Annotated in this window: 19 protein-coding genes; 8 read left to right on the top strand and 11 right to left on the bottom strand. The window is 44.4% G+C overall.

Translation table 11 applies throughout. The features are described from left to right. Positions 1–197: 197 nt before the first annotated feature. A complete protein-coding gene (locus tag ACHUFQ_RS15365) occupies positions 198–2,027 on the top strand; it encodes a DUF885 domain-containing protein (protein WP_394176732.1) in 1,830 nt (609 codons plus the stop codon). 97 nt (positions 2,028–2,124) lie between these two features. Here ACHUFQ_RS15365 and ACHUFQ_RS15360 read toward each other — a convergent pair whose 3' ends face one another. After that, positions 2,125–2,547 (bottom strand): DUF3010 family protein, encoded by a 423-nt coding sequence (locus tag ACHUFQ_RS15360; protein WP_394176731.1) that lies wholly within the window; start codon positions 2,545–2,547, stop codon positions 2,125–2,127. 182 nt (positions 2,548–2,729) lie between these two features. Between ACHUFQ_RS15360 and ACHUFQ_RS15355 the strand changes: the two genes are divergently transcribed. After that, the gene (locus ACHUFQ_RS15355; protein ID WP_394176730.1) at positions 2,730–4,553 is read left to right on the top strand and encodes a DUF885 domain-containing protein; all 1,824 of its coding nucleotides are present in this window, start codon (positions 2,730–2,732) and stop codon (positions 4,551–4,553) included. A gap of 76 nt (positions 4,554–4,629) precedes the next feature. Here ACHUFQ_RS15355 and ACHUFQ_RS15350 read toward each other — a convergent pair whose 3' ends face one another. After that, positions 4,630–5,103 (bottom strand): hypothetical protein, encoded by a 474-nt coding sequence (locus tag ACHUFQ_RS15350; protein WP_394176729.1) that lies wholly within the window; start codon positions 5,101–5,103, stop codon positions 4,630–4,632. 169 nt (positions 5,104–5,272) lie between these two features. Here ACHUFQ_RS15350 and ACHUFQ_RS15345 point away from each other — a divergent pair, with 169 nt between their 5' ends. Genes ACHUFQ_RS15345 through ACHUFQ_RS15330 form a run of 4 tightly spaced genes read left to right on the top strand, consistent with a single transcriptional unit; the run spans position 5,273 to position 8,972 of the window. Further along, positions 5,273–6,496 carry a threonine/serine exporter family protein gene (locus ACHUFQ_RS15345; RefSeq protein WP_394176728.1) on the top strand — a complete coding sequence of 408 codons (1,224 nt, stop codon included), beginning with the start codon at positions 5,273–5,275 and terminating at the stop codon, positions 6,494–6,496. Positions 6,497–6,508: 12 nt separating this feature from the next. Next, positions 6,509–7,318: an NRDE family protein gene (locus ACHUFQ_RS15340; protein WP_394176727.1), complete on the top strand. Its 810-nt coding sequence runs from the start codon at positions 6,509–6,511 to the stop codon at positions 7,316–7,318. 25 nt (positions 7,319–7,343) lie between these two features. Next, positions 7,344–8,081, top strand: a complete 738-nt coding sequence (locus tag ACHUFQ_RS15335) for an SDR family NAD(P)-dependent oxidoreductase (protein WP_394176726.1) — start codon at positions 7,344–7,346, stop codon at positions 8,079–8,081. A gap of 15 nt (positions 8,082–8,096) precedes the next feature. After that, positions 8,097–8,972 (top strand): amidohydrolase family protein, encoded by an 876-nt coding sequence (locus tag ACHUFQ_RS15330; protein ID WP_394176725.1) that lies wholly within the window; start codon positions 8,097–8,099, stop codon positions 8,970–8,972. Positions 8,973–9,257: 285 nt separating this feature from the next. Here the strand turns inward: ACHUFQ_RS15330 and ACHUFQ_RS15325 are convergent, their stop codons facing one another. From ACHUFQ_RS15325 to ACHUFQ_RS15305, 5 genes are all read right to left on the bottom strand, one after another. Next, positions 9,258–9,557 carry a hypothetical protein gene (locus ACHUFQ_RS15325; RefSeq protein ID WP_394176724.1) on the bottom strand — a complete coding sequence of 100 codons (300 nt, stop codon included), beginning with the start codon at positions 9,555–9,557 and terminating at the stop codon, positions 9,258–9,260. A 138-nt stretch (positions 9,558–9,695) separates the two neighbouring features. Then, positions 9,696–10,070, bottom strand: coding sequence for a hypothetical protein (locus ACHUFQ_RS15320; protein WP_394176723.1), 375 nt, complete (start codon positions 10,068–10,070; stop codon positions 9,696–9,698). Between the two features lie 149 nt (positions 10,071–10,219). Continuing rightward, complete coding sequence (locus tag ACHUFQ_RS15315; RefSeq protein ID WP_394176722.1) at positions 10,220–10,963, bottom strand: class I SAM-dependent methyltransferase; 744 nt, start codon at positions 10,961–10,963, stop codon at positions 10,220–10,222. Positions 10,964–11,040: 77 nt separating this feature from the next. Continuing rightward, positions 11,041–12,216, bottom strand: a complete 1,176-nt coding sequence (locus tag ACHUFQ_RS15310) for a mandelate racemase/muconate lactonizing enzyme family protein (protein WP_394176721.1) — start codon at positions 12,214–12,216, stop codon at positions 11,041–11,043. 29 nt (positions 12,217–12,245) lie between these two features. Continuing rightward, positions 12,246–13,013, bottom strand: coding sequence for a class II aldolase/adducin family protein (locus ACHUFQ_RS15305; RefSeq protein WP_394176720.1), 768 nt, complete (start codon positions 13,011–13,013; stop codon positions 12,246–12,248). Between the two features lie 154 nt (positions 13,014–13,167). Between ACHUFQ_RS15305 and ACHUFQ_RS15300 the strand changes: the two genes are divergently transcribed. Further along, complete coding sequence (locus tag ACHUFQ_RS15300) at positions 13,168–14,124, top strand: L,D-transpeptidase family protein (RefSeq protein ID WP_394176719.1); 957 nt, start codon at positions 13,168–13,170, stop codon at positions 14,122–14,124. A gap of 74 nt (positions 14,125–14,198) precedes the next feature. On the opposite strand, the gene ACHUFQ_RS15295 is transcribed toward ACHUFQ_RS15300, so the two are convergent. After that, positions 14,199–14,465: an Lpp/OprI family alanine-zipper lipoprotein gene (locus tag ACHUFQ_RS15295; RefSeq protein ID WP_394176718.1), complete on the bottom strand. Its 267-nt coding sequence runs from the start codon at positions 14,463–14,465 to the stop codon at positions 14,199–14,201. 372 nt (positions 14,466–14,837) lie between these two features. Beyond that, a complete protein-coding gene (locus tag ACHUFQ_RS15290; protein ID WP_394176717.1) occupies positions 14,838–15,311 on the bottom strand; it encodes a winged helix-turn-helix transcriptional regulator in 474 nt (157 codons plus the stop codon). A gap of 150 nt (positions 15,312–15,461) precedes the next feature. Here ACHUFQ_RS15290 and putA point away from each other — a divergent pair, with 150 nt between their 5' ends. Continuing rightward, positions 15,462–19,253 (top strand): bifunctional proline dehydrogenase/L-glutamate gamma-semialdehyde dehydrogenase PutA, encoded by a 3,792-nt coding sequence (gene putA, locus ACHUFQ_RS15285; protein ID WP_394176716.1) that lies wholly within the window; start codon positions 15,462–15,464, stop codon positions 19,251–19,253. Between the two features lie 135 nt (positions 19,254–19,388). Here the strand turns inward: putA and ACHUFQ_RS15280 are convergent, their stop codons facing one another. Together ACHUFQ_RS15280 and ACHUFQ_RS15275 are read right to left on the bottom strand one after the other, a co-directional pair. Further along, the gene (locus ACHUFQ_RS15280; protein ID WP_394176715.1) at positions 19,389–20,618 is read right to left on the bottom strand and encodes a porin; all 1,230 of its coding nucleotides are present in this window, start codon (positions 20,616–20,618) and stop codon (positions 19,389–19,391) included. Positions 20,619–20,807: 189 nt separating this feature from the next. Beyond that, entirely contained in the window at positions 20,808–21,929 is a 1,122-nt protein-coding gene (locus tag ACHUFQ_RS15275) for a porin (protein ID WP_394176714.1), read from the bottom strand. Positions 21,930–22,120: the final 191 nt, after the last annotated feature.

Here is a 22,120-nt window from a genome sequence, read left to right as displayed (position 1 = left end):
TATCAACGAAATCTATGTTGTAACTGAACCTCTGCCCTAACTCTGAGTTGTGCACAAACTTAATGGGATTGGTATTACTGTAAATGGTTTAACTTTCGCCCCCTAACAAAATTTTTTGATTAGGTTACAATGCCCTTATCGTAATGATATTAAATCCAGCCAAGACTGGTTCAACTGACAATTCAAACAAGGTTATTATGAAGAAGACATTTTTAGCATTGGCGTTAGGTGCTGCGCTAGCGGGTTGTAATAATCCAACACCGGACAATCCGACAACGAAGCAGCCTCAGGCAACGCAAGAGACTCAAGCAAGTGAGGCAACAAGCCCGCAACAGCAGGCACAGGCGTTATTTCAGGCTTATTTTGAAGAATCTATGGCCTTGTCTCCTGTTTATGCCACGTTTGTCGGGATGAACCAGTACAATGATAAATTCAATGCTCCAATCAGCGAGGAAAGTCTGGCGCAAAGTCTGGCTCTTGAGCAAAAGTACCTGGATAAAATCAATGCCATCGACGAGTCGAACTTATCCGGTCAGGACTTACTAAGTTATCAAATCTTTAAACGCGATCGCGAGATGGCGATCAAAGGCTATGATTTTCCATCGTATCTGATCCCTTTAAATCAAATGTATGGTATCCACAATATGTATGCCACATTAGGTTCAGGGCAAAGTGCACAACCGTTCAACACCTATCTCGATTATCAGAATTTTATCGCGCGAACCGAAGGTTTTACCGCTTTTATGGATAGCGTGATAGTAGCGATGCGTGAAGGGCTCGAAAAAGGTGTCGTACTGCCCGAGCCTATTGTCGAAAAGATACTGCCACAGCTTTCTGTGCATGTGGTTAAAGATGTCAAGGACAGCGTATTCTATGGTCCGGTAACCATGCTTGAAGCCAACACCGAACTAAATGAAGAGCAAAAGCAACAAATTACCGAGCAATACCAGGATATGATCATCAATACCTTGGTTCCGGCCTATGATGAATTTTACCAGTTTATTAAAACCGAGTACTTACCAAAAGCCCGTAGCAGCGTTGGCTTGTCAGAATTACCCAATGGTAAGGCCTGGTATGAGTATCAAATTGAAACCAATACCACCTTGGCGTTGACTGCCGAAGAGTTACACGAATTTGGTCAACAGGAAGTTGCACGCATTCTGGCTGAAATGAATAAGGTAAAAGCGCAAGTGGCGTTTGATGGTGATTTAAAAGCCTTCTTTAAATTCCTTCAGGAAGATGAGCAGTTTTATTGGCACAGCGAAGAAGAAGTTGTCGCCGCCTACACCGACATCAAAGACGACATCAATAAGCGATTACCAAAGCTTTTCGAGGTGTTCCCAAAAGCCGATTATGAAGTTCGCGCCGTAGAAGCATTCCGCGCAGCATCGAGCGCAGGTGCTAGCTATCAGTCACCAGCACCTGATGGCTCGCGTCCGGGTATTTTTTACATCAATACTCACAACCTAAAAGCGCAACCTAAGTTTATTCTGGAAACCCTGAGTATTCATGAAGCCTCGCCGGGTCATCATTTTCAAATTACTATTCAACAGGAAGTCAAAGACTTGCCTATGTTCCGTAAGTTTGGTGGCTACACAGTATTTTCCGAAGGCTGGGCCTTATATGCAGAAAGTCTTGGTAAAGAGCTAGGCTTATTTACCGACCCTTACCAATGGTACGGTCGCTTATCTGATGAGCAATTACGGGCAATGCGTTTAGTGGTGGATACGGGATTACATGCCTTTGGCTGGACCCGTGAACAGGCAATCGATTTTATGGCACAAAATTCGTCTTTGGCGATGTCAGATATCGAGGCTGAGGTTGAGCGTTATATTGCTATTCCGGGTCAGGCCCTGGCTTATAAAACCGGTCAGCGAGCAATTCGCGACCTACGCAATAAGGCACAAGCGGAACTTGGCGAAGATTTTGATGTTCGTAAATTCCACACTCAGGTGCTGATTGACGGTGCACTGCCAATGCCGATTCTTGAAAACAAGATCATGGCCTGGGTAGACGCTCAGAAATAATGTCGCCCACAAAAAAGGGCAAGAATGTATCTTGCCCTTTTTCTTTTCCCATTCACTCAAGCCCCAGTTCTGAAACCTGAAACCTGAAACCCTATTTTTAAGGATTAAAATAGGTAAATACCGTTTCAAACGCACCTTGCTGAAATTGCTTCAATCCCGTATCGCGGAAATCAATTTCAACCTGACTTTTCTTAAGTTTTTCTTTGATATCCGCTGGACGCACTAATTCGACTGTCAATGCTTCAATCAGCTGAATTGCGGCTTCTATTTTAAAACCCTGAGATCCGCCGGCAAATTTGCCTTTGGTCATGCGTTCTTTGATAACCACAGTTTCAACACCGTAATCGGCCATCAACTTGGCAAACGTAAATTGAAATTTGCGAATATTTTCAGTGTCCGTACCGCGATCTAAAGATACTTTCGGTACGCGTACATGGGGTAAATCAAATAGTTGGTTTTCAAAGCTCATCACACAGATTACTGCGTCATCACCTTTGATTTCTACACCACAAACTTTCATGGAGGCTCCTTAAATTTTTATACCACTTAAGATTGGTATCATTGGCGCAAGTATATCAGAGATTAAATTCAACTGACCTGAAATTATTTGTCATTTATCGCAACCCGGTTGATTCTACTTGCAAGCCATCAGGCTTATTGGCAAGGTGTTTAAGATTACCAACAAGATTATTAGAGAAAACAATGAAAAAGCACTTACTCGCACTCACTGTAACTGCCGCCCTTACGTCGACATTGACCGCCTGTGGCGACAATAATGCGCCGCAACCCGGTCAATCGGCTGAACCTGCCTCTGCTGCGGCGCAAAGCCAGCAAGCTGATGTAAACCAGCAATTTGCTCAATTTAGCGAAAATCTTATCAATGAATTCTGGAAACTCAATCCAGGTTATGCGGTTTATGTCGGTTATTATAAATACGATGATCAGATGCCAGTACCGGATGCAGATTCCATGGCTAAAGATCTTGCTCTCGTTAAAGAAAAGCTTGCGGCGTTACAGGGTTTTGACCCTAAGCAATTAGATGCGGGCAATGCCAGCGACTATTTCATTTTAAAAAACCAGCTGGAATCACAAATTTTCAGTATGGAACAATTGAAATCCTATCAGTGGAACCCAGCAAGTTATAACGTTGCTGGTGTGTTCGGGGTTATTTTAAATACCGATTACAAAGCCAAGGATGAGCGTTTGCGTACCATTTATCGCCGCATGGAAAATATTCCCGCCTATTACGAAGCAGCGAAAGCAAACATCACCACCCCAACCTTGTCTCATACCGAATTAGCGATTCAGCAAAATCAGGGCGCCGCTGGATTATTCTCCGGCGCCATCGCTCAGTCTGTCGCAGATTCGGGTTTAAGTGAACAGGAAAAAACCGATTTTACCGCCCGCATTGAAGAGGCTTCCGCGGCAATTGAAGGCTACATTGGCTGGTTGCAGGAAAAAGCAACTGAGCTTAAAGAAAATGATAACGCTAAAGATTTTCGTATCGGCGGCGAACTGTACGAGCAAAAGTTTGCCCTGGATATTTATTCCAGTTTAAGTGCCAAGCAGTTGTTTGATAAAGCGGTAAGCGAAAAACAGCGCGTTCACGGTGAAATGGCAAAAATTACCAAGCAATTATGGCCAACCTACTTTGCTGACACCGAAATGCCAGAAGACATGCTGGTAGCGACTAAGCAGCTAATTGATCACCTATCGGTAAAACACGTAAAACGTGATGAATTTGTTGATGCCATTCGCGCTCAGATCCCGGAATTGGAAAAATTCGTGATGGAGAAAAACCTGATCGAAATGGATAAAGACAAGCCATTGGTAGTGCGCGAAACGCCAGAATATCAGCGCGGCTTTGCCGGGGCTTCGATCAATGCCCCTGGTCCTTATGACGCCGAAGCAAATACCTACTATAACGTTACACCATTAGATAACTTTAACGACGAGCAGGCGGAAAGTTATTTACGTGAGTACAATCACTGGATCCTGCAAATTCTTAATATCCATGAAGCGGTACCGGGCCATTACACTCAGTTGGTACACAGCAATAAGTCGAAATCTTTAGTCAAATCCATTTTTGGTAATGGTGCGATGATTGAAGGCTGGGCGGTTTACACCGAACGCATGATGCTCGAAGAAGGTTACGGCGATAACGAACCAGAACTTTGGTTGATGTATTACAAGTGGAACCTGCGCGTAATCATGAACTCCATTATCGACTACGCTATTCAAGTCAATGGTATTGGCGAACAGGAAGCACTGGATATGATGATGAACGAAGCCTTCCAGGAAGAAGCGGAAGCTCGCGGCAAATGGCGCCGTGCGACCTTATCGCAAGTACAGTTAACCAGTTATTTTACGGGCTATTCTGAAATCTATGACTTACGAGAAGAGTTAAAAGGTAAAATGGGTGATGATTTTAATCTTACCGATTTCCATAACAAATTCTTAAGTTATGGTAGCTCACCGGTGCCAATTATCCGTGAGATGATGCTGGCGGAATTAGAGATTAAATAATCTCCAGATACACAATCGTATATCGTAAATAACAAAAAACCCGGCAACAGCCGGGTTTTTTCATCGCTTAGAGTGATTAGCTCTGATTGCAAGTACCAATGGCCATGCCAGGTTGCGGACTTTCCTGATCGGCGACATAGTATTTCGGGCGAGGTGAATTGTAGCTCACATAACCTTTATCGCTCACATACAAGAAACGCTTAGTGTCTTTGTTAAATTCTAATTTCCCTAATCCTTTGCAGGTCATTTGCGCATCGAGATTAAAATTCGTACAAAACCCCATAAACGAATCATCACTGGCATTTACCCATTCATAGGGATACTTTTTTAGATCTGAGCCGCGTGAATTGGGTTTTATTTTATACGCCGATACAACGTCATCGGAGGTACTGCCCACCCATGTTTTGTGTTGTTTCTGGTAGTTAAAGCCGACTCGGTGTTCGACCTGACAGGCAAATTCATTAAGGCGCTCTGCTTCGGCTAGCGAGCTGAAAAATACCAAAGCGCTACATAGAGGTAGGGTTTTGGCGATTAGGGATTTTTTAGTCATTGTTATTGCTCTTATTCATCATCCTAATGTTGCAGGAACCCCATCATCGCAAAACCACAAGAAAGATAAAAGCGATTGTTTTTGTTGCTAACCGCTGGTCGCTTCTTTAACAAAATCAAGGTAAAATTATTGTAACTATCCCGTTATTTTTTTGCTCTCAGGAAGATAAGTGAAACCCGATTCATTCACCCAAAAACGTCATTTCATTGTTGCGTTAGGAAAGTCCCTGCATAAATTCGGTACCTCTGCGTATCGCCTTGAAAATCATTTAAAAAATGTTTCACAGTTCTTAGATGTTCCCGGGTCATTTATTATTACGCCTACGGCTTTGACATTTGTACTGTACAACATTGAAGATCAGCAGGAATACAATTACGTTGTTCGGGTAAATCCTGGGGATATTGATTTAAGTGCCCTTGCCAGAACCAATGATCTGGTTGAGGAGCTTGCCTCTGGTCAGCGTACATTAGCGGAGGCTATCGAGCGTTTACAAGATATCGCAGCGCGCCCTTCCCCATACAATAAATTCTGGACCTTTCTTGCATTCGGCGCATCTTCCGGTGCATTTGCGTTATTAATGCACACCAGCTGGCATGACGTTTTCTGGTCTACCATGCTCGGTTTTCTGGTGAATATAATGGTGCTCTGGTCAGAGCGCTCGAAAAGCATTGCCAATGCCCTGGAACCCCTAACCGCCATTTTGGTAGCCATGGCCGCCAGTGCCATTAGTTTATTTGATCCGGCAATCAATATTCCCTTAGTGATCCTCTCATCCATTATTGTTTTTATTCCGGGTTTATCCCTAACCACAGGGCTGGCAGAACTTGCTGAGCGGGATTTAATGTCTGGTACCGCCAAGATCATGGATGCCATGATGACGCTGTTTAAACTTTACTTTGGCGGTGTACTTGGCATGACGATAGGAAATTTGTTGTGGGGACAAGGCGACTATGTTCTGACTGAACAAGTACCGGCATGGACAGCATGGATAGCCGTATTGATATTGTCTTTGTCACTGGTTGTTATTTTCAGAGCACGGCCACGACATGCCTTTTGGGGAATATTGTCAGGTTTTATCGCCTATAGCGCCAGTGTTTGGGCAGGTGCATATGTTGGCATCGCGTTAGGCGCTTTCTTTGGTGCCTTTGCCATTGGCGTGTATTCCAATTTATTCGCTCGCTTTATGAAAGCGCCAGCGAGTATCGTAATGTTGCAGGGCTTAGTTGTTCTGGTTCCCGGCTCAAAAGTTTATATTGGCCTAAACTCATTAATATCCGGGAGCGTAATCGTACAGATGAATCAGATTGGCTCGCAAACCTTCCTGATATTTATGGCGTTGGTAGCAGGGCTTATCTTTGCCAATGTCGCGGTGCGGCCCCGCTCGTCGTTGTAACTAAAAAAACACATGTGTATTTTATTTCTAGCCATTAACCAACATCCGGATCATCCATTAATTGTTTGTGCCAATCGCGATGAATTTTATCAGCGTCCCACGCAATCGATGCATCGCTGGCCTGCTAACGACGTTCGTTGGCAAATCACCGCCGGTAAAGATATTCAGGCAGGAGGAACCTGGCTTGGGGTTGCCCATGAACCGGGCAATATCGCAAAAGGATTCCGCTTTAGTGGCTTAACCAATATTCGAGAAAGGCTCGCGATAGCGAATAATTCAAGCAATGAGATGCGCTCACGCGGTGAACTGGTCACCGCAGCTCTAACCAAGAGTATTGATATCGACGAAGATTGGTTATTAATCAATAGTCGACAGTACAACCCTTTTAATCTGATATATCAGAGTAAGGATATGTCAGACCCGACGCTTTTTTGCTTTAACGCCAGACAACAGCAACAACAGCGCCTTGGTGACGGATTTCACGCCATTTGCAATGGTAACCTCAATGATAAGTGGCCCAAGATGGCAAAAGGCGAAAAAGCGCTTGAAGCGATTGTTAAGCGTCATCTACCATTGGATCCAGTTGCGCTCTTCAATATCATGCAGGATCGAAGTCAGGCGCCGGACGAACTGCTACCAGATACGGGTATAGGTATCGAATGGGAACGGCGGTTATCAAGTATCTTTATACAATCTAAAGATTATGGAACCCGCTCTACCACGCTATTTTTCACCCATAAATCCGGCGGTGCAAGCCTGTATGAAGTAACTTATGATGAGCAGGGCAAGCAACAATCCCAGCAAAAATATACATTAACTTGACCACCACAACCCCAAAAGGCAATAAATGGATAACCACAACCCAATTTGCATTGTTACCGGCGGCTCGTCTGGTATTGGCGCCGCCATCGTTGCGCGCTTTATCGACCATGGCTATCACGTTTACAATCTGGATATTCAGCCCGGTAAAATTGGCCATTACATTGAATGTGATGTCAGTAATTTTGAGCAGGTGCAAACTGCCATTAAATCGATTGCAACACAGACTGAAAAAATCGATGTACTTATCTCGAATGCGGGTCGTCACCTATCGGCAACGATAGAAGATACCAGTGAAGCAACATTTGATGCATTGATGGCTCTCAATGTCAAAGGTGCCTTTGCGGCCACGCAAGCGGTAATTCCGGTAATGAAACAGCAAAACCAAGGGGTAATTCTCTATATCGCATCCGAGCAGGCATTGGTGGCCAAGCATAATTCCTTTGCCTACAACCTGAGTAAACACGCATTAGCTTCCATGGCAAAAACCACAGCTCTGGATTATGCTCAATTTAATATTCGCGCCAATGCAATATGCCCAGGTACCATAGAAACGCCTTTGTATCACCAAGCTATCGATGCATACTGCCAGCGTTCAGGCGCTGACAAGCAAACGGTACATCAGCAAGAAGCAGCCCTGCAACCGCTGGGCCGCCTTGGGCAACCAGAGGAAGTCGCCAACTACGCGGTGTTTTTAGCGAGCCAACAGGCAGCATTTATTACCGGTTCATTGCAGGTAATTGATGGCGGCTACACAAGCCAATAACAGGAAACAACCTATATGAGTGGTCCATTAAAGATTATTGATCCTCACATCCATTTTTTCGATTTTGATAATGGACATTACCATTGGTTAAAACCTGAACATCCGCCGTTTTGGCCCAATAAAAAATCATTACAACAGAATTTTAGTGTTGCCGATCTAAACCTTAACGGCGAGATACAACTAGATGGGTTGGTTCATATTGAAGCCGGTTATGACAACCAACACCCAGAAAAAGAATTAGATTTTCTCGCTAGTTTGAAACTGCCACGCTACAAAGCCATTGCCTGTGCTGACTTAACTCAGGAAAACTTTGCTCATTCATTGGCAACGCTTATGACTTACGAGCACTTTTCAGGTGTCAGGCACATTATTGATGATCAGGGTGAGCGCCTGCTTAACGACCCTGTATTTGAAAAAAACTTAGCGTTACTAGCCGAGCACAACTTGGTTTTTGAAGCACAACTGGATTGTTGTGATCTTGACTGTGCGATACGTTTGGCGGAGCTTGGCGGTAAATACCCGCAGTTACAAATCTGTGTCAATCACTGTGGAATTCTTCGCGATTTTAATCAATGGCCGGCACTTCCCGATTACGCCAGATGGCGTGCAGCCATGCACTATTTTGCCGATCAGGAAAACTTCGCTCTGAAGATCTCCGGCATGGAAATGCAAAACCCTCGTTGGAGCTGGGATCACGCGCGCTGGTTAGTACACAAACTGGCAAATTTATTTACCGACGATCGCATTATGCTGGCCAGCAATTTCCCAATTAACCTGCTAGCGATGCCTTACGATACATTGTGGCTTGGCTACCGGGATGAATTAGGATTAAGCGAGGCGACATTTCAAGCATACAGTTATGACAATGCTAAGCGGATTTATCGGCTTTAACAGCAGTTATTTCAGGCAGGAATTGAAATCCCCTCAAGTGCGCAGGCGGCAGGTTTCAGGTCTCAGAAAAAGCAATTAAAAAGCGTCATACCGTGATACTACACGGTATCTTAGACAACAGCCGGTATATCTGAAGTGCCATTGGCAGGAATTAAAATTCCCTCAAGTGAACAGGCGGCAGGCTTCAGGTCTCAGAAAAAGCATACTAATCTTGCGTCATTCCCTGCCACGACAGGGAATCTATCACCATAAGGCTGAATGTCTCCCACCTTCCGGTCAGTCACGCTAATCTGCTGACTCAGTTATTTTCAACTTCACTGGTTTGATAAATGCTAAAACACATATAAGAAAGGCTATTGGACTAACGCAATAAACCAAACCTTTTCTTACCGCTTCGTCCTCAATAGATGCCGTTGAGAATAGCAATAAAAATAAAATACCCAAATTAAGCAACGCTATTGATAACCATTGAATAAAATTACCGAGATAGCTTTTATTTCCACAGGATCTGCAGGTAATAACAGAAGGTGCTAAAACTTCTTTTATACTCAATTGATGGTTACAGTATGGACAATTGTTTTTCATCTAAAATTCCTTGATAAAAATTGCTTATTGGCTCGTGTGGTATTCAGGTGATTTGAATGACTGTAGTTCGCTCTACATAAACTTTAACCTTTTCAGTTTAATAACGTCAAATCCACCTTTGAAACAATGTTTTTGCAACTAATTAGAGACAACTACTCGTTTACTTAAATCGATTCGAAATTCTTGTTCAGACTCGTTACGAACGATCAATTGAGTTCGCCAAAAGTTCAACTCAATAGAAGTGATAAAAACGTCTTGAGCATCCGTCTCTAATGAATCATCGTAATTAATTTTATAAACTTGGATTCCCCAAACATAAGTTCCAGTTTTTGCATCTAAAACTCTGACAAAGCCGCCATTCTGAGCTGTACCATTGTCCGCAGCCCCATGGGGCACGGTGTAAATAAATTCACCATGCACAATTGGAGGTACTTCAGCAGGCTCTTTTCGTTTAGCAAAAGAAAAAGCAGCAAAAATAGCTAAAAGGAGCAAGGGGGGCAATTGAGCTTTCATGTGTCTCCTGTTAAATGTTAAACGTCCGAGTTTCACTCACTGATCTTGCACCATAAAAATGGATAGCTAATTTACCGGATAGCACCGCCAGACGCAAAGTGACAGTTTGCCTGTATTCACAGAGGTACTGACCCAGATATACTGAGTATTTATATTTTAGTGGCGTGGAATCTTAGTCTTACGTAATCTGCAATCCACTGATGGTTTATCAGCAAATCTGGCTTAACCAAATCCTCAACGCCAGACAAGAAACGAGCCTTTTGAGAGTCGGTTAAGCTCGACGTTATGCCGTGAGAAAAGATTTTTAACCACTCTTTTATGCCGGTTTCTAAAGGCGTTGGCCGAGCAATTAACTCGATGTAATCCACCTTAAAACCAGTCGATTCGAGTTTTGCTTTATATTCTTGAACATCCGGGAAGTACCACGGATTATTGAATTGAGGGAAATCTGCGTTGCTCGCAAAGACCGTTTCCATGGCTTGGACTAAAGCATCTATATTGTCTTTGCCGCCAAACTCTCCGACGAATCGACCACCGGGTTTTAACGCTTGAAATACGCCCAGAATGACAGCATCAGCGTTTAGCATCCAGTGCAGAGCGGCGTTGGAAAAAACCGCATCGAATTCATTGTCAAATGACAGTGACTCGCCAAGCATTACTTTTGCAGGCACTCCGCGACTCTGAGCTTTCTCTATCATATTAGCGCTTGCATCGACACCGAAAACACCAGCACCCGCGTTGCGAATTTCCAGACTCAAGGTCCCATCACCACAACCCAGATCAAGAATATTTTCACCCGAACGTGGGTTTAATAAAGCCAACACATTCGAGCCATGCTGTGACACGAAAGATGCGTGCTTGTTATATTCGTTTGCATCCCAACTTTGATTCATCACTCTTCCTTAAGGAATCACACGTTTTATCGGGTAAGACAAGGCTGCGAACCTAAATTCACAGCCTGCTAATCATTCTATTTCACTTCCATATGCGGTGAACGGTAAACCACACTGTCGTTTAGCTCGATGCCAAGACCCGGCTCTTCGCTAACCTGGAAATAACCGTTAACCGGTTGTGGATCCTGTATACAAAGTTCACGGTTCCAGTCTTTAATCGCATAAGTATGATGCTCGTGGATCAGGAAATTCGGCAATGCCGTTTCTAGGTGTAACGACGCGGCGGTTGCAACCGGTCCGCCACAAACATGAGCCTGAATTCGCACATCAAACGTATCCGCATAATCACACACTTTTTTGGTTTCGGTAAATCCGCCACACAAACCAATATCCGGCTGCAATACATCAATGGACTGATCCTGCATATAAGGTTTGATACCCCAGCGATTATACAAACGCTCGCCGCCAGCAATGGGCACATTAACCTTGTCTGCGACTTTCTTATGAAGGTCGGAATTCAAATAATTCACCGGCTCTTCGTAATACATACAACGGAACTCTTCCACCATATCGCCCAATTGGATTGCGGTGGTAGCGCCAAGCAGACTATGACATTCAAAGATGATATCGCCATCATCCCCCATAGCATCGCGAATCGCTCCCAGACGAGCTCGGAAAAGCTTCAATTCCGGGTTGGTGAAAATTTTAGTGCGATCAAAATGGGTCACCCCATGCATGTCATACATAATCGGGTCGACCTTTACCGCATCGTAGCCTTCTTTTAAGGCTTTTTCGGTGGCCCGTGCATAATCCGCAGGATCGTTTAAGCGGTTTACTTCTGTATCCCAGTCAAACTGTAACTGACTGGCATAGGTGCGCAACTTGTCATTTACCTTGCCACCGAGTAATTGATATACCGGAACATTTAAGGCTTTACCCTTGATGTCCCAAAGGGCGGTATCGATGGCGCTCATTGCCGCATAGATAACAGGTCCACCGCCTAAGCCCCAGAAGCTTTCCCTAAGCATCCGCGACCATAATAATTCGGTTTGAAACGGGTCTAAGCCAATCAACATGGCTTCGGCGATTTCTTTGATCATATGCGCCGCTGCGCTATGTCCGAGATCATAAGCAAGGCCAGCCTCACCGACTCCGCTGATGCCTTCATCGGTATGAATACGAACAAACACCGGATTCCAAACATCGCGTTTTGGGCAATGAATATCAAAAATTTCAACGCGGGTAATTTTCATTTTTATTCCTGTTTCAAAGATTGGAGAGCTTATTTCACAAAGTCGGGGTTGATTTTATAGGCTTTTCTTAGCATGGCTGGCCAGGCTTTCTGGCCACCAGTCGTGCCGGTATGCACAACCTTCGCCTGGGCAGTAATGTTATCGATAATGGGTTGTCCGACCGTGAGGTTATCAATGCCACTTGCCTGCATGGCCAATTGGATTTCACAGGCACGATTTAAATCATACATACGCATAAACGCATCGCCGATGGTTACCCCGAGCGTTAACGCCCCGTGGCTTCTCAACAATAAGTGATTATTATTAGCTAAGTTTTCCTGAAGCCGTTTTTTCTCTGCCGGATTAACTGCCAACCCTTCATAGTCGTGATACCCCATTGACGCGATGGAAAACATTGAATATTGACTCAATGGCAATAACCCTTGTGGTTGACTGGCCACCGCGATAGTGGGGATAGTATGCAGGTGTAAAACACATCCCGCGTCATGGCGTACTTCATGGATAGCGCTGTGAATCGTAAAACCCGCCGGATTAATCTTATAAGGACCGTCATCAAGAATATTGCCGTCGATATCAATTTTTACCAGGTTCGAAGCACAAACCTCGTCAAAAGCGATGCCAAAGGCGTTGATCAGGTAATGATCGGTATCCGGTATCCGTGCCGATATATGGGTATAAATAAGATCGTCCCAGCCAAAATGAGCGACCAATTGATAACAGGCTGCAAGATCAACACGAGTCTGCCACTCAATGTCACTGACCTGCCCTTTTAAATTTCTCGTTGGTAATTCGAACACCACATATCCTCAATGGCTAAAAACGTGCAAACGGGTAATTCTGATTAAGTATATATATAAACGATAATTTCCAACCAAATACCATCACTGGAAATTACCAACGGCTCAGAGTAAACTAGCCGTTCAGGTTTTGTTGTACTATGGATAGCAACTATTGAAAAACGCAGTACTTTTTCTGATTTCGCTGTTAATACTTTCCCCTTCATTTTCTCTGTTTGCCAAAGAATATACTCTGGATACAAAGAACGGTAGGTTAATTGGCAGTATTACTTATCACACAGTGAAGAAAGGTGATTATTTTCAAAAGATTGCCGAGCAATATGATATTGGATTTCTGGCGCTGATGGAATCAAATCCTGGCATTGATCCAACACGTTTAACGCCCGGCATGGTTTTGACCATTCCTTCGCAGATGATTTTGCCCTATGCAGAACGCAAAGGCATCCTGATAAACTTATCTGAGCTGCGCCTGTATTACTTCCCAGAAGACAGTAACAAAGTTCATGTATTTCCCGTTGGCATCGGTAAAATTGGCGACTCGACGCCAACCTTGATATCAAGCATCAGTGAGAAACGCCACAAACCCGATTGGTATCCAACCCAGGATAAACGCGAAGAATACGAAAAAGAACATGGTACGCCGATGCCTAAGGTAATTCCTGCAGGCCCGGATAACCCCCTTGGCGATCACGCACTTCGTTTAGGCCAAAGCGTGTATCTTATCCATGGCACCAATCAAAGGTTTGGTATCGGGATGCGGGTAAGTTCCGGTTGTATTCGCATGTATCCAAAAGATATCGAGTGGTTGTTTAATGAAGTGGATTTAGGTACCCAGGTAAAAATTATCGATCAACCCATTAAAATGACCTATCAAAATCCGGATATGCGACTAATTGAAGTACACTCTCCGTTATCACTGGAAAACCATCAGCAACCAAGCTTGCTGCCATTTTCAGACGGCGTAAGAAACTTTTTAGGCAACGATCCCCACTTGCTGGAACTTCTTGAAAATTACATTAAGTCGCCAAAAGGGATCCCGATGCAGATTTCGCCTGGCAGTTACGCCAACGAAGATGAAGCAGAAAAAGTCACTCAGGCAGAAACGCTATAGTTGGACATGCTGTTACCGCTCAGACATAAAAAAACCGGGTCATACCCGGTTTTTTTTAACGCATACGTGAGTGATTACTTCTTATAAGATTCAACCACATTATCCACACGTTCATTGGCTTCAGCAGCCATTTCTTTAGCGGCCATGGCGTCTGCTGTGGCTTGTTGCTGTTGCACTTTAAGATCAGCGACTTCGCTGCTAAGGCTATCAACCTGAGATGAAAGGTTGTCCACTTTCATGGTCAGATCGGCAACATTTTTTTCCAACATCTCGTTACTTGAACAACCTGCAAGACCGAGAGCAAATACCATCCCTGCAAGTGTCATCATCTTGTGTTTCATCTAGCTACTCCAATAAATTAACAGCTAACAATTACAATCACTTAATAACCCAAGGTGATTAAAAAGCAATCGATATCATCTCGCAATATAGCACAATTATTCAAAAACGCTTTGTTTTTTTTGAAGAAAATGCCGTCTACTATGTAAAGAAGAGATAGCTAAATAACATGAATAATTAAGCGTATCTGCGGAAATTTTAAATCAAGATAGCGAAGCCGAAATAAAGATCACATTTAGCAAAAATGTTTAAATAGGGGCACATTTTTTCATCAAGTTTTCATCAAGGCATGGAGGCATTAATTTTCATTGCCTTTATACCAACGCTAGAGTTCTTCGTACCTGACTTTGAGTCAAGCAATAGCCTCTGATGATTCAAACAATAGGTAACCCTAAATCTTCTTTGACCTTTTCGATTACGATATAGGTGTGAGTTTGACTAACCCCTGGCAATTCAACCACTTTTCCTAACGCATCGCGATAATTGTTCATATCGGTAACCCTTAACTTAAGCAAGTAATCGAAGCCACCGGCGACCATATGGCACTCTGCAACTTCTTTGATATTAACCACCTCATCGCGAAAATCGTTAAACACTTCCGCCTTGGTTCTATCCAGTGTCACCTGAATAAATGCCGACATCGGAATATTCAGTTTTTCAGCATTTAATACCGCGCCATAACGTTTCACATATCCTTCATCTTCAAGGCGTCGAACTCGGTCCAGGCATGGGCTAGGGCTTAAATTCACCTTTTTTGCCAATTCTACGTTGGAAATCCTGCCGTCTTTTTGCAAAGTGTCTAAAATAGTAAGATCAATTCGATCTAACGTACGTTGTTTGCCGCTCATGACGCCACCCCACTAAACACTATTTTATTTGGTTTAATTAAATATACACCAAATATTACACTGAAAAATTTCAAATATCACCAGCATATTTTGGCTGAATTTATCTACAATCTGCACAATTGTAATCAGAATAACCTATGGGCCCTTGCCATGCTTTTTAATGGAAACCTAATTACCTCAGACCCGATTCGCCAGCAAATTCGCGATCATTACCGCGCCGATGAAAATCAGGTGCTTGCTAACTTATTACCGATTGCTGAAATCAGTCCCGCGGCTAAATCCAGAGCCTGGGAACGGGCCCGTCAGCTCGTCTTAGAGATTCGTAAGGATCAAATTGGCAAAGGCGGTGTCGATGCCTTGTTAAATGAATTTGCACTTTCCACTGATGAAGGCGTGGTATTGATGTGTCTTGCCGAGGCTTTGCTTCGGGTGCCAGATAAAAAAACCGCTGATAGTCTGATTCGTGACAAGCTGGCTGAAGGCGACTGGAGTGCTCATATTGGCAATTCCGATTCAATTTTTGTTAATGCATCGTCATGGGGCTTGCTACTGACCGGGAAAATGGTCAACTACACCGACACAAAGAAAAAAGAGCAATTCGGACTCTTGAAAAAAACCATTGGCCGATTGGGTGAACCGGTGATCCGAAAAGCCGTGCGTTATGCCATGCAAGTGATGGGCACCCAGTTTGTTATGGGTCGTAAAATTGATGCGGCAGTTGAACGCGCGAAAAAAACCGAACAAAAAGGATATACCTATTCCTACGATATGCTCGGTGAAGGTGCTCGCACCATGAGCGATGCCGATCGCTACTTTGAAAGCTACATGAATGCGATTCATGCCATCGGCAAAGCCGCCAACAGCAAAGGTCCTCAACAAAGCCCGGGTATCTCGATTAAGCTGTCCGCGATTCACCCCCGTTATGAATTCACTCACCGTGAGCGCGTGCTCGAAGAGTTAATTCCACGCTTGAAGCAATTAGCACTTGCCGCAAAATCCTATGACATCGGGTTTACCGTTGATGCTGAAGAAGCGGATCGCCTGGATATTTCTCTGGATGTTATTGGCGCGGTATTTTCCGATACCGACCTTGATGGTTGGAACGGGTTTGGGATTGCAGTTCAGGCTTACCAAAAACGCGCTTTGTACGTGATTGAATGGGTACGCCAGCAAACCGAAGCAGCAAATCGGCAAATGATGGTGCGCTTAGTAAAAGGTGCCTACTGGGATTCGGAGATAAAAATCTCTCAGGTCGAAGGATATGAAGATTTTCCGGTATTTTCCCGCAAACCTTCCACCGATGTATCGTATCAGGCTTGTGCTAAACGTCTGCTAAGTTATCGAGATACCATCTACCCTCAGTTCGCCACACATAACGCTTACACTGTCGCCACCATTTTAGAAATGACCGATGATCACAGCGGCTTTGAATTCCAACGCCTGCACGGCATGGGAGAATCGCTTTATGATCAGGTTGTCACTAAGGACAAGGTTGCCTGTCGCGTGTATGCCCCAGTTGGTGAGCACGCCGATTTGCTCGCCTACCTGGTTCGCCGATTGTTAGAAAATGGCGCCAATAGCTCCTTTGTAAACAATATTGTTGATGAAGATATCCCGGTTGAAAGCCTGCTTTTAGATCCGGTAGAACAAGTGCAATCCTGGGTGAATAAATACAACCCGCAGATCCCGCAATCTATCGATATTTATGGCAGCGAACGCGCCAATTCAAAAGGCATAGATTTGACCAATGTCGATCAGGTTAGCACTATGCGTGACAATCTCGACAATTGGTTTAACAGCGTCACAGCTAACGCGCATGAAAAAAGCGCAGGCGCAGAACCGGTGATCAATCCGGCTAATCATGATGAGGTCATTGGTTATCTGAGCCATCTACAACCGGAACAAATGACTACAGCTATCGACAATGCTGAGGCCGCATTTGCCAACTGGTCACAAACTCCTGTGAGTGAACGGGCAACCCTGCTTCGAAAAACGGCGGATGCGCTGGAAGCCAACCGCGATGAACTTATCGCTCTTTGTATTAAAGAAGCTGGAAAAATTCCCGTTGATGGTGTCGCCGAAGTGCGTGAAGCGGTAGATTTTTGTCGTTATTACGCCGCCCGTGCCGAAACCATGTTACCGTCGCAGGAACTTGAATCCCGTGGCGTAGTCTTGTGTATCAGTCCATGGAACTTCCCGCTGGCGATTTTCTTAGGCCAGGTCGCCGCTGCCGTTGTGACGGGGAATACTGTGGTGGCCAAACCCGCAGAACAAACCAGCTTGATTGCTTTGCGGACCATTGAATTGATGAAACAATCTGGCATGCCAGAGAATGTTGTCGTGCCGATCATTGCACGCGGTTCACAGGTCGGTGCACACGTTGTTCCTGATCCTCGAATTCAAGCGGTCATGTTTACCGGTTCAACCGAAACAGGCACCTGGATTTCGCAAAAACTGGCAGAGCGTCAAGGCCATCAGGTCCCTCTGATTGCTGAAACCGGTGGTCAAAACTGCATGATTGTCGACTCTACCGCATTGCCTGAGCAAGTCGTTGATGATGTTATCGCCTCGGGTTTTCAAAGTGCCGGTCAACGATGTTCGGCGTTACGGGTTTTGTTCTTACAAGAAGACATTGCCGATAAAGTGATTACCATGATCAAAGGAGCAATGCAGGAGTTGCATGTTGGTGACCCAGCCATGCTGGCTACCGATGTAGGTCCGGTCATCGATAGTAAGGCATACACCGCCCTGAACAATCATGTCGAGTACTTAAAAGACAAAGCGACATTGCATTATCAATGTGAAATTCCAGAAATGGGCGATACCGGTAACTTTTTCTTCGCACCGCGTTTGTATGAAATTGCCGATTTATCGGTACTCACCAAAGAAGTCTTTGGCCCTTGTGTGCATGTGGTCCGCTTTAAAGAAAAAGATCTGGATAACGTCATTGACCAGATCAACGGTACCGGATTTGGCCTTACCATGGGGATCCACACCCGCATCGAAGATAAAAGTGAATATCTGGCCAAGCGTTCGCGCGCCGGTAATATCTACGTTAACCGCAATATGATTGGCGCCGTGGTCGGCGTACAACCTTTCGGTGGCCGTGGTTTATCGGGCACCGGACCCAAAGCCGGTGGCCCTATGTATTTAACGCGCCTGGTTAAAGAAAAAGTCAGTGTAAAAACCTCACTGACCAATGCTGACGCCGTTCAGGAAATTACCAACAGTAAGCCCTGCGGCGAGCTGCCGGTTGATGACATCATGAACCGCGCCAAAGCTGACGAACGCAATTGGTCGATGACCGATATACATTTACGTTCATCGATTGTTCGTCAATTGCTGGCAACGCTGGCAAGCAATCGCATTGTTCAGGCTCAAGAGAGCGATTTAGAGCAGGCATTGCAGGCAGCACGGGCGCAATTAAATGCGTTTGAAAAAACCTTAAGCAAGCCGATTGAATTGCCAGGGCCTACAGGTGAATCCAATAAACTGTACCTCGAATCTCGAGGTACGATGATTGCGGTGCGTGATACGCATACCTCATTTGAATATTGGTTAGTCAGTGTAGTTTCATCTTTAGTTGCTGGTAATACCGTCGTTTGTGCCGTCGCAGATGAGTATGTAAACGAAGCGATAGCGCTTGAAGGAGTATTACAAAAACTTGGCTTGGTTCGTGGAATCTTCCAGGTGATAAGCCTGAGCCAATTACCTGAAGCGTTAGCACATTCAGCCCTTGCCGGTGCTATTTGTGGACCACAAAGCGCACTGGTTGCTTATCTTGCGGAACAATTGGCTGCCCGCAGTGGCGCTATCCTGCCGGTCATCAGTCCTGTGCGCTATGACGCGTTGTTACATCGCCTGGTTACAGAAAAAACCGTAACCATAGATACCACGGCAGCAGGCGGCAATGCTTCGTTAATGACCATGGAAGACGCGTAACAAACAGTAAGACGTTGAGGGTTTAGGGTTCAGATTACTGAACTCTGAATTCTGGGGAGTTTTTAACGGTATCATTAAATGTTTTTTCAGCAAAAGGGTCGCTTGACCCCATTGCTGATTAAGACATATTTGCCATTAAAAACTTAAATCGTATTGCACTCGAAAACGGGTGTCATCATAGCTTCGGTCTCGTTCATCAATCGAAAATTGACCGAAGTCGGTTGTTACTTTATTGCGATGGCCAAAGAAGTACCAGTTCATCCCCAATAGCCACTCCGACTGTCCATAACTCGAATTTGCGGTATCCGGTGTCAGATCTGAAAACCTTCCGGTAATCTCAAATTCTGGTGGAATCGTATCCCACCATCCCGCCAGAATTAAACCGGCTTGTAGATAATATCCGCGCATTGACGTTGTATGGCTGACAATATTATCAATCACATCTTTTTGGTGATATTCACCTTGAAGCGACAAACCATTGAAATGGAATTTACCATGCAACATCCATTGCTCAATCGTGTACTGCTCATTATCAAAGTAATCCTCAAATCCCGGGAGCTGTGTGCCGGTGTTACTGTCAAATCCAGAGTACCTACTGGTGTTTTTCAACGCCGCTACCCCAATATTCGCGGCAGGCTTCTGACGTATCGCTAAATCACTCATCGCCGAGCCTAATTTTTCACCGAGAAAATTCCATTGATAATGGGCAATCCACATAAATTTGTTATTGTTGCTGCCGTCTGCTCCTTCGCCAACATCATTAACCGTGTCTCGTCCTTCTCCCATAGATATATCAAACCAGTAATTACTATCGAAAAATCCCTGCTTATCCAAGCGCCCCATTAATGTGATGCCCTGCTGGCGGTCCGCGGTGAAATAGTCATTAACCATGGTTCTATCAACCAGAGTTAAGTCTTTTGAGGATGCGACGCGCTCAGGATTGTAATGGGCTTTCATTCGGCCAAAGCGAAATTGCAACCATTCGTATTTTGCCAAGGTAATACGAGCGTCTAATAACCGGCTATTTTTTAGATCATATTCAAATTTAACTTCAAACCAGGGGCGTCCCACATGCCCTTCGGCTTTCAGCCTGGCGCGATTAATCTCAAATGCAGAGTTGTCACTTGTCAGCAGCTCTTCAACAGAAACGGGATTCATTTCAAAAGGCGTACTGTAACGAAACTGAAATCGCAGTTCTGGTTTAAGATAGAAATTGCCATCTTCGCTGCTAATGTGGGTGATTTGATCTTCATACACAATATCCAAATCAGCGCTTTCAGTGGCAAACAATGAAAACGGGACAGAACTGAATATGCACAAAGCGATAATTAAGTTTTTATTTTTCAAGGGATAATCGGAAAACATGAGAATTATTCTTAAGAATAGGTCAAATATTGAGTCATGAAAAATTTCTCAAAAAGGTGACTTAACTAAGGCATTGCCTCATCGACTTACCCTATGAATAAAACACCCATCGTTGTCTTCAGGAAACGATTAGATTTAAACGTGTTGGAGGAAAAAAAGGATGTCTGAATCCCGAGCAGGTTTGGGGTTTTACCAATAGACCCGTAATGCAGAAGTGATGCCCCAGCCTTGGTATTCGCCGCCATCATTGGCATCATCGTCCATCATCGCATATTGGGCGCCTACGTGGATTTTGAACTTATGCTCATTGAGAAAGAAGTTTACGCCCGCGAACAGTTCATGGTATTCATCACCGCGATCGCCTTCAATGCGATTTTCATAGCGCCCCAGGCGCACGCCGTTATCACCATCGCTATTAATATAGGTATAGCGCATTACCGTTTGGACAATTTCATTGTGATCATAAAACGGCATGACGACTAATCCAAACACGTCCGGTTGTTCAAAATAGCCACTGCCAAATGCCAAATCAGTTCTAAGACCCCACTGGCCTTTATGAAAATGACTGTTTAGGCTGGTAATGTGGCCAAAATCTCGGGTGCCAGCATTATCATCTTCTTTGTTATAGACATAATCCAGGCGCACCTCGCCGTTATCCATCCAATCATTGGCGCTAAATGTTCGCCCTAATTCCAGAAAACTAAAGTATCCTGCTTTCGTAAAGCCAATTTCATTTTCCGGATCGCTGGAAAATATACCCGCATAGTATGTCCAATGCTCTGCGAAACTATTGCCAATGCTAAGGCCAGAAAAATACTCGGCGGTAAACCAAAGATTATTGGTCAGATTATTGCGCTGGGGTGTCAGCAGCTTTTTCGAGGAGGTTTTACCATCTAAGGTAAAACCGGCCGACTGTTTTAACACTTTGATGGTTGCGCCAGTGCCTAACGTCCAGGCGATATTGGCATCGGTTAAACGGTTATAACTTTCTGACAGAGAGTCATTTAAATTAAAATCCGCCTCCAGAGTGAAGGTTGCACCATAAAACTGACTTTTAAAACCAAACCGGAAACGACGCCAGAGTAAATCCTCAAATTCCCCCTGGTCAGCATCAAACCAGGCGGCATCTTGTTGCAAACGCCCAGATAAATTAACGTAATCACCATCGTCATTTTTCCATAGCTCGGCAACATCCCACGCCGATTGAAAGGCACTTTGTTGTTCTTCGGCAAAACAACAAGAAGGCGCGAAAGCAAGCAAGGTAAAAATACAAGGTCCTAGCGCGGAGTTGAAACTAGCAGGGGGAGACATGGCTACAGCCTCTGATGTTATGACAATGAACGATCAATTTAGAAAGGTAGTTTAAATCCTGATAATCGACAAATATTCACGCCTATGCAGGCCGTATTTTGATGATTTTTGGTGTTTATACCAATCACATTAAATTATTGCTCACTCAGTGAGAATTTAAAGGCTTTTAGGCAAGGCTTTGATTGCAGAGA

Origin of the sequence: Thalassotalea litorea (assembly GCF_043642205.1) — a bacterium.
Taxonomy (GTDB): domain Bacteria; phylum Pseudomonadota; class Gammaproteobacteria; order Enterobacterales; family Alteromonadaceae; genus Thalassotalea_A; species Thalassotalea_A litorea.
The sequence above is the reverse complement of the archived record's forward strand: the minus strand, read 5'-3'. Positions and strand labels throughout refer to the sequence as shown.

Excerpts from the sequence above, each read along its gene's own strand:
- ACHUFQ_RS15365 (WP_394176732.1), top strand. The coding sequence starts at position 198 with ATGAAGAAGACATTTTTAGCATTGGCGTTAGGTGCTGCGCTAGCGGGT.
- ACHUFQ_RS15360 (WP_394176731.1), bottom strand. The coding sequence starts at position 2,547 with ATGAAAGTTTGTGGTGTAGAAATCAAAGGTGATGACGCAGTAATCTGT.
- ACHUFQ_RS15355 (WP_394176730.1), top strand. The coding sequence starts at position 2,730 with ATGAAAAAGCACTTACTCGCACTCACTGTAACTGCCGCCCTTACGTCG.
- ACHUFQ_RS15350 (WP_394176729.1), bottom strand. The coding sequence starts at position 5,103 with ATGACTAAAAAATCCCTAATCGCCAAAACCCTACCTCTATGTAGCGCT.
- ACHUFQ_RS15340 (WP_394176727.1), top strand. The coding sequence starts at position 6,509 with ATGTGTATTTTATTTCTAGCCATTAACCAACATCCGGATCATCCATTA.
- ACHUFQ_RS15335 (WP_394176726.1), top strand. The coding sequence starts at position 7,344 with ATGGATAACCACAACCCAATTTGCATTGTTACCGGCGGCTCGTCTGGT.
- ACHUFQ_RS15330 (WP_394176725.1), top strand. The coding sequence starts at position 8,097 with ATGAGTGGTCCATTAAAGATTATTGATCCTCACATCCATTTTTTCGAT.
- ACHUFQ_RS15325 (WP_394176724.1), bottom strand. The coding sequence starts at position 9,557 with ATGAAAAACAATTGTCCATACTGTAACCATCAATTGAGTATAAAAGAA.
- ACHUFQ_RS15320 (WP_394176723.1), bottom strand. The coding sequence starts at position 10,070 with ATGAAAGCTCAATTGCCCCCCTTGCTCCTTTTAGCTATTTTTGCTGCT.
- ACHUFQ_RS15315 (WP_394176722.1), bottom strand. The coding sequence starts at position 10,963 with ATGAATCAAAGTTGGGATGCAAACGAATATAACAAGCACGCATCTTTC.
- ACHUFQ_RS15310 (WP_394176721.1), bottom strand. The coding sequence starts at position 12,216 with ATGAAAATTACCCGCGTTGAAATTTTTGATATTCATTGCCCAAAACGC.
- ACHUFQ_RS15295 (WP_394176718.1), bottom strand. The coding sequence starts at position 14,465 with ATGAAACACAAGATGATGACACTTGCAGGGATGGTATTTGCTCTCGGT.
- ACHUFQ_RS15290 (WP_394176717.1), bottom strand. The coding sequence starts at position 15,311 with ATGAGCGGCAAACAACGTACGTTAGATCGAATTGATCTTACTATTTTA.
- putA (WP_394176716.1), top strand. The coding sequence starts at position 15,462 with ATGCTTTTTAATGGAAACCTAATTACCTCAGACCCGATTCGCCAGCAA.
- ACHUFQ_RS15280 (WP_394176715.1), bottom strand. The coding sequence starts at position 20,618 with ATGTTTTCCGATTATCCCTTGAAAAATAAAAACTTAATTATCGCTTTG.
- ACHUFQ_RS15275 (WP_394176714.1), bottom strand. The coding sequence starts at position 21,929 with ATGTCTCCCCCTGCTAGTTTCAACTCCGCGCTAGGACCTTGTATTTTT.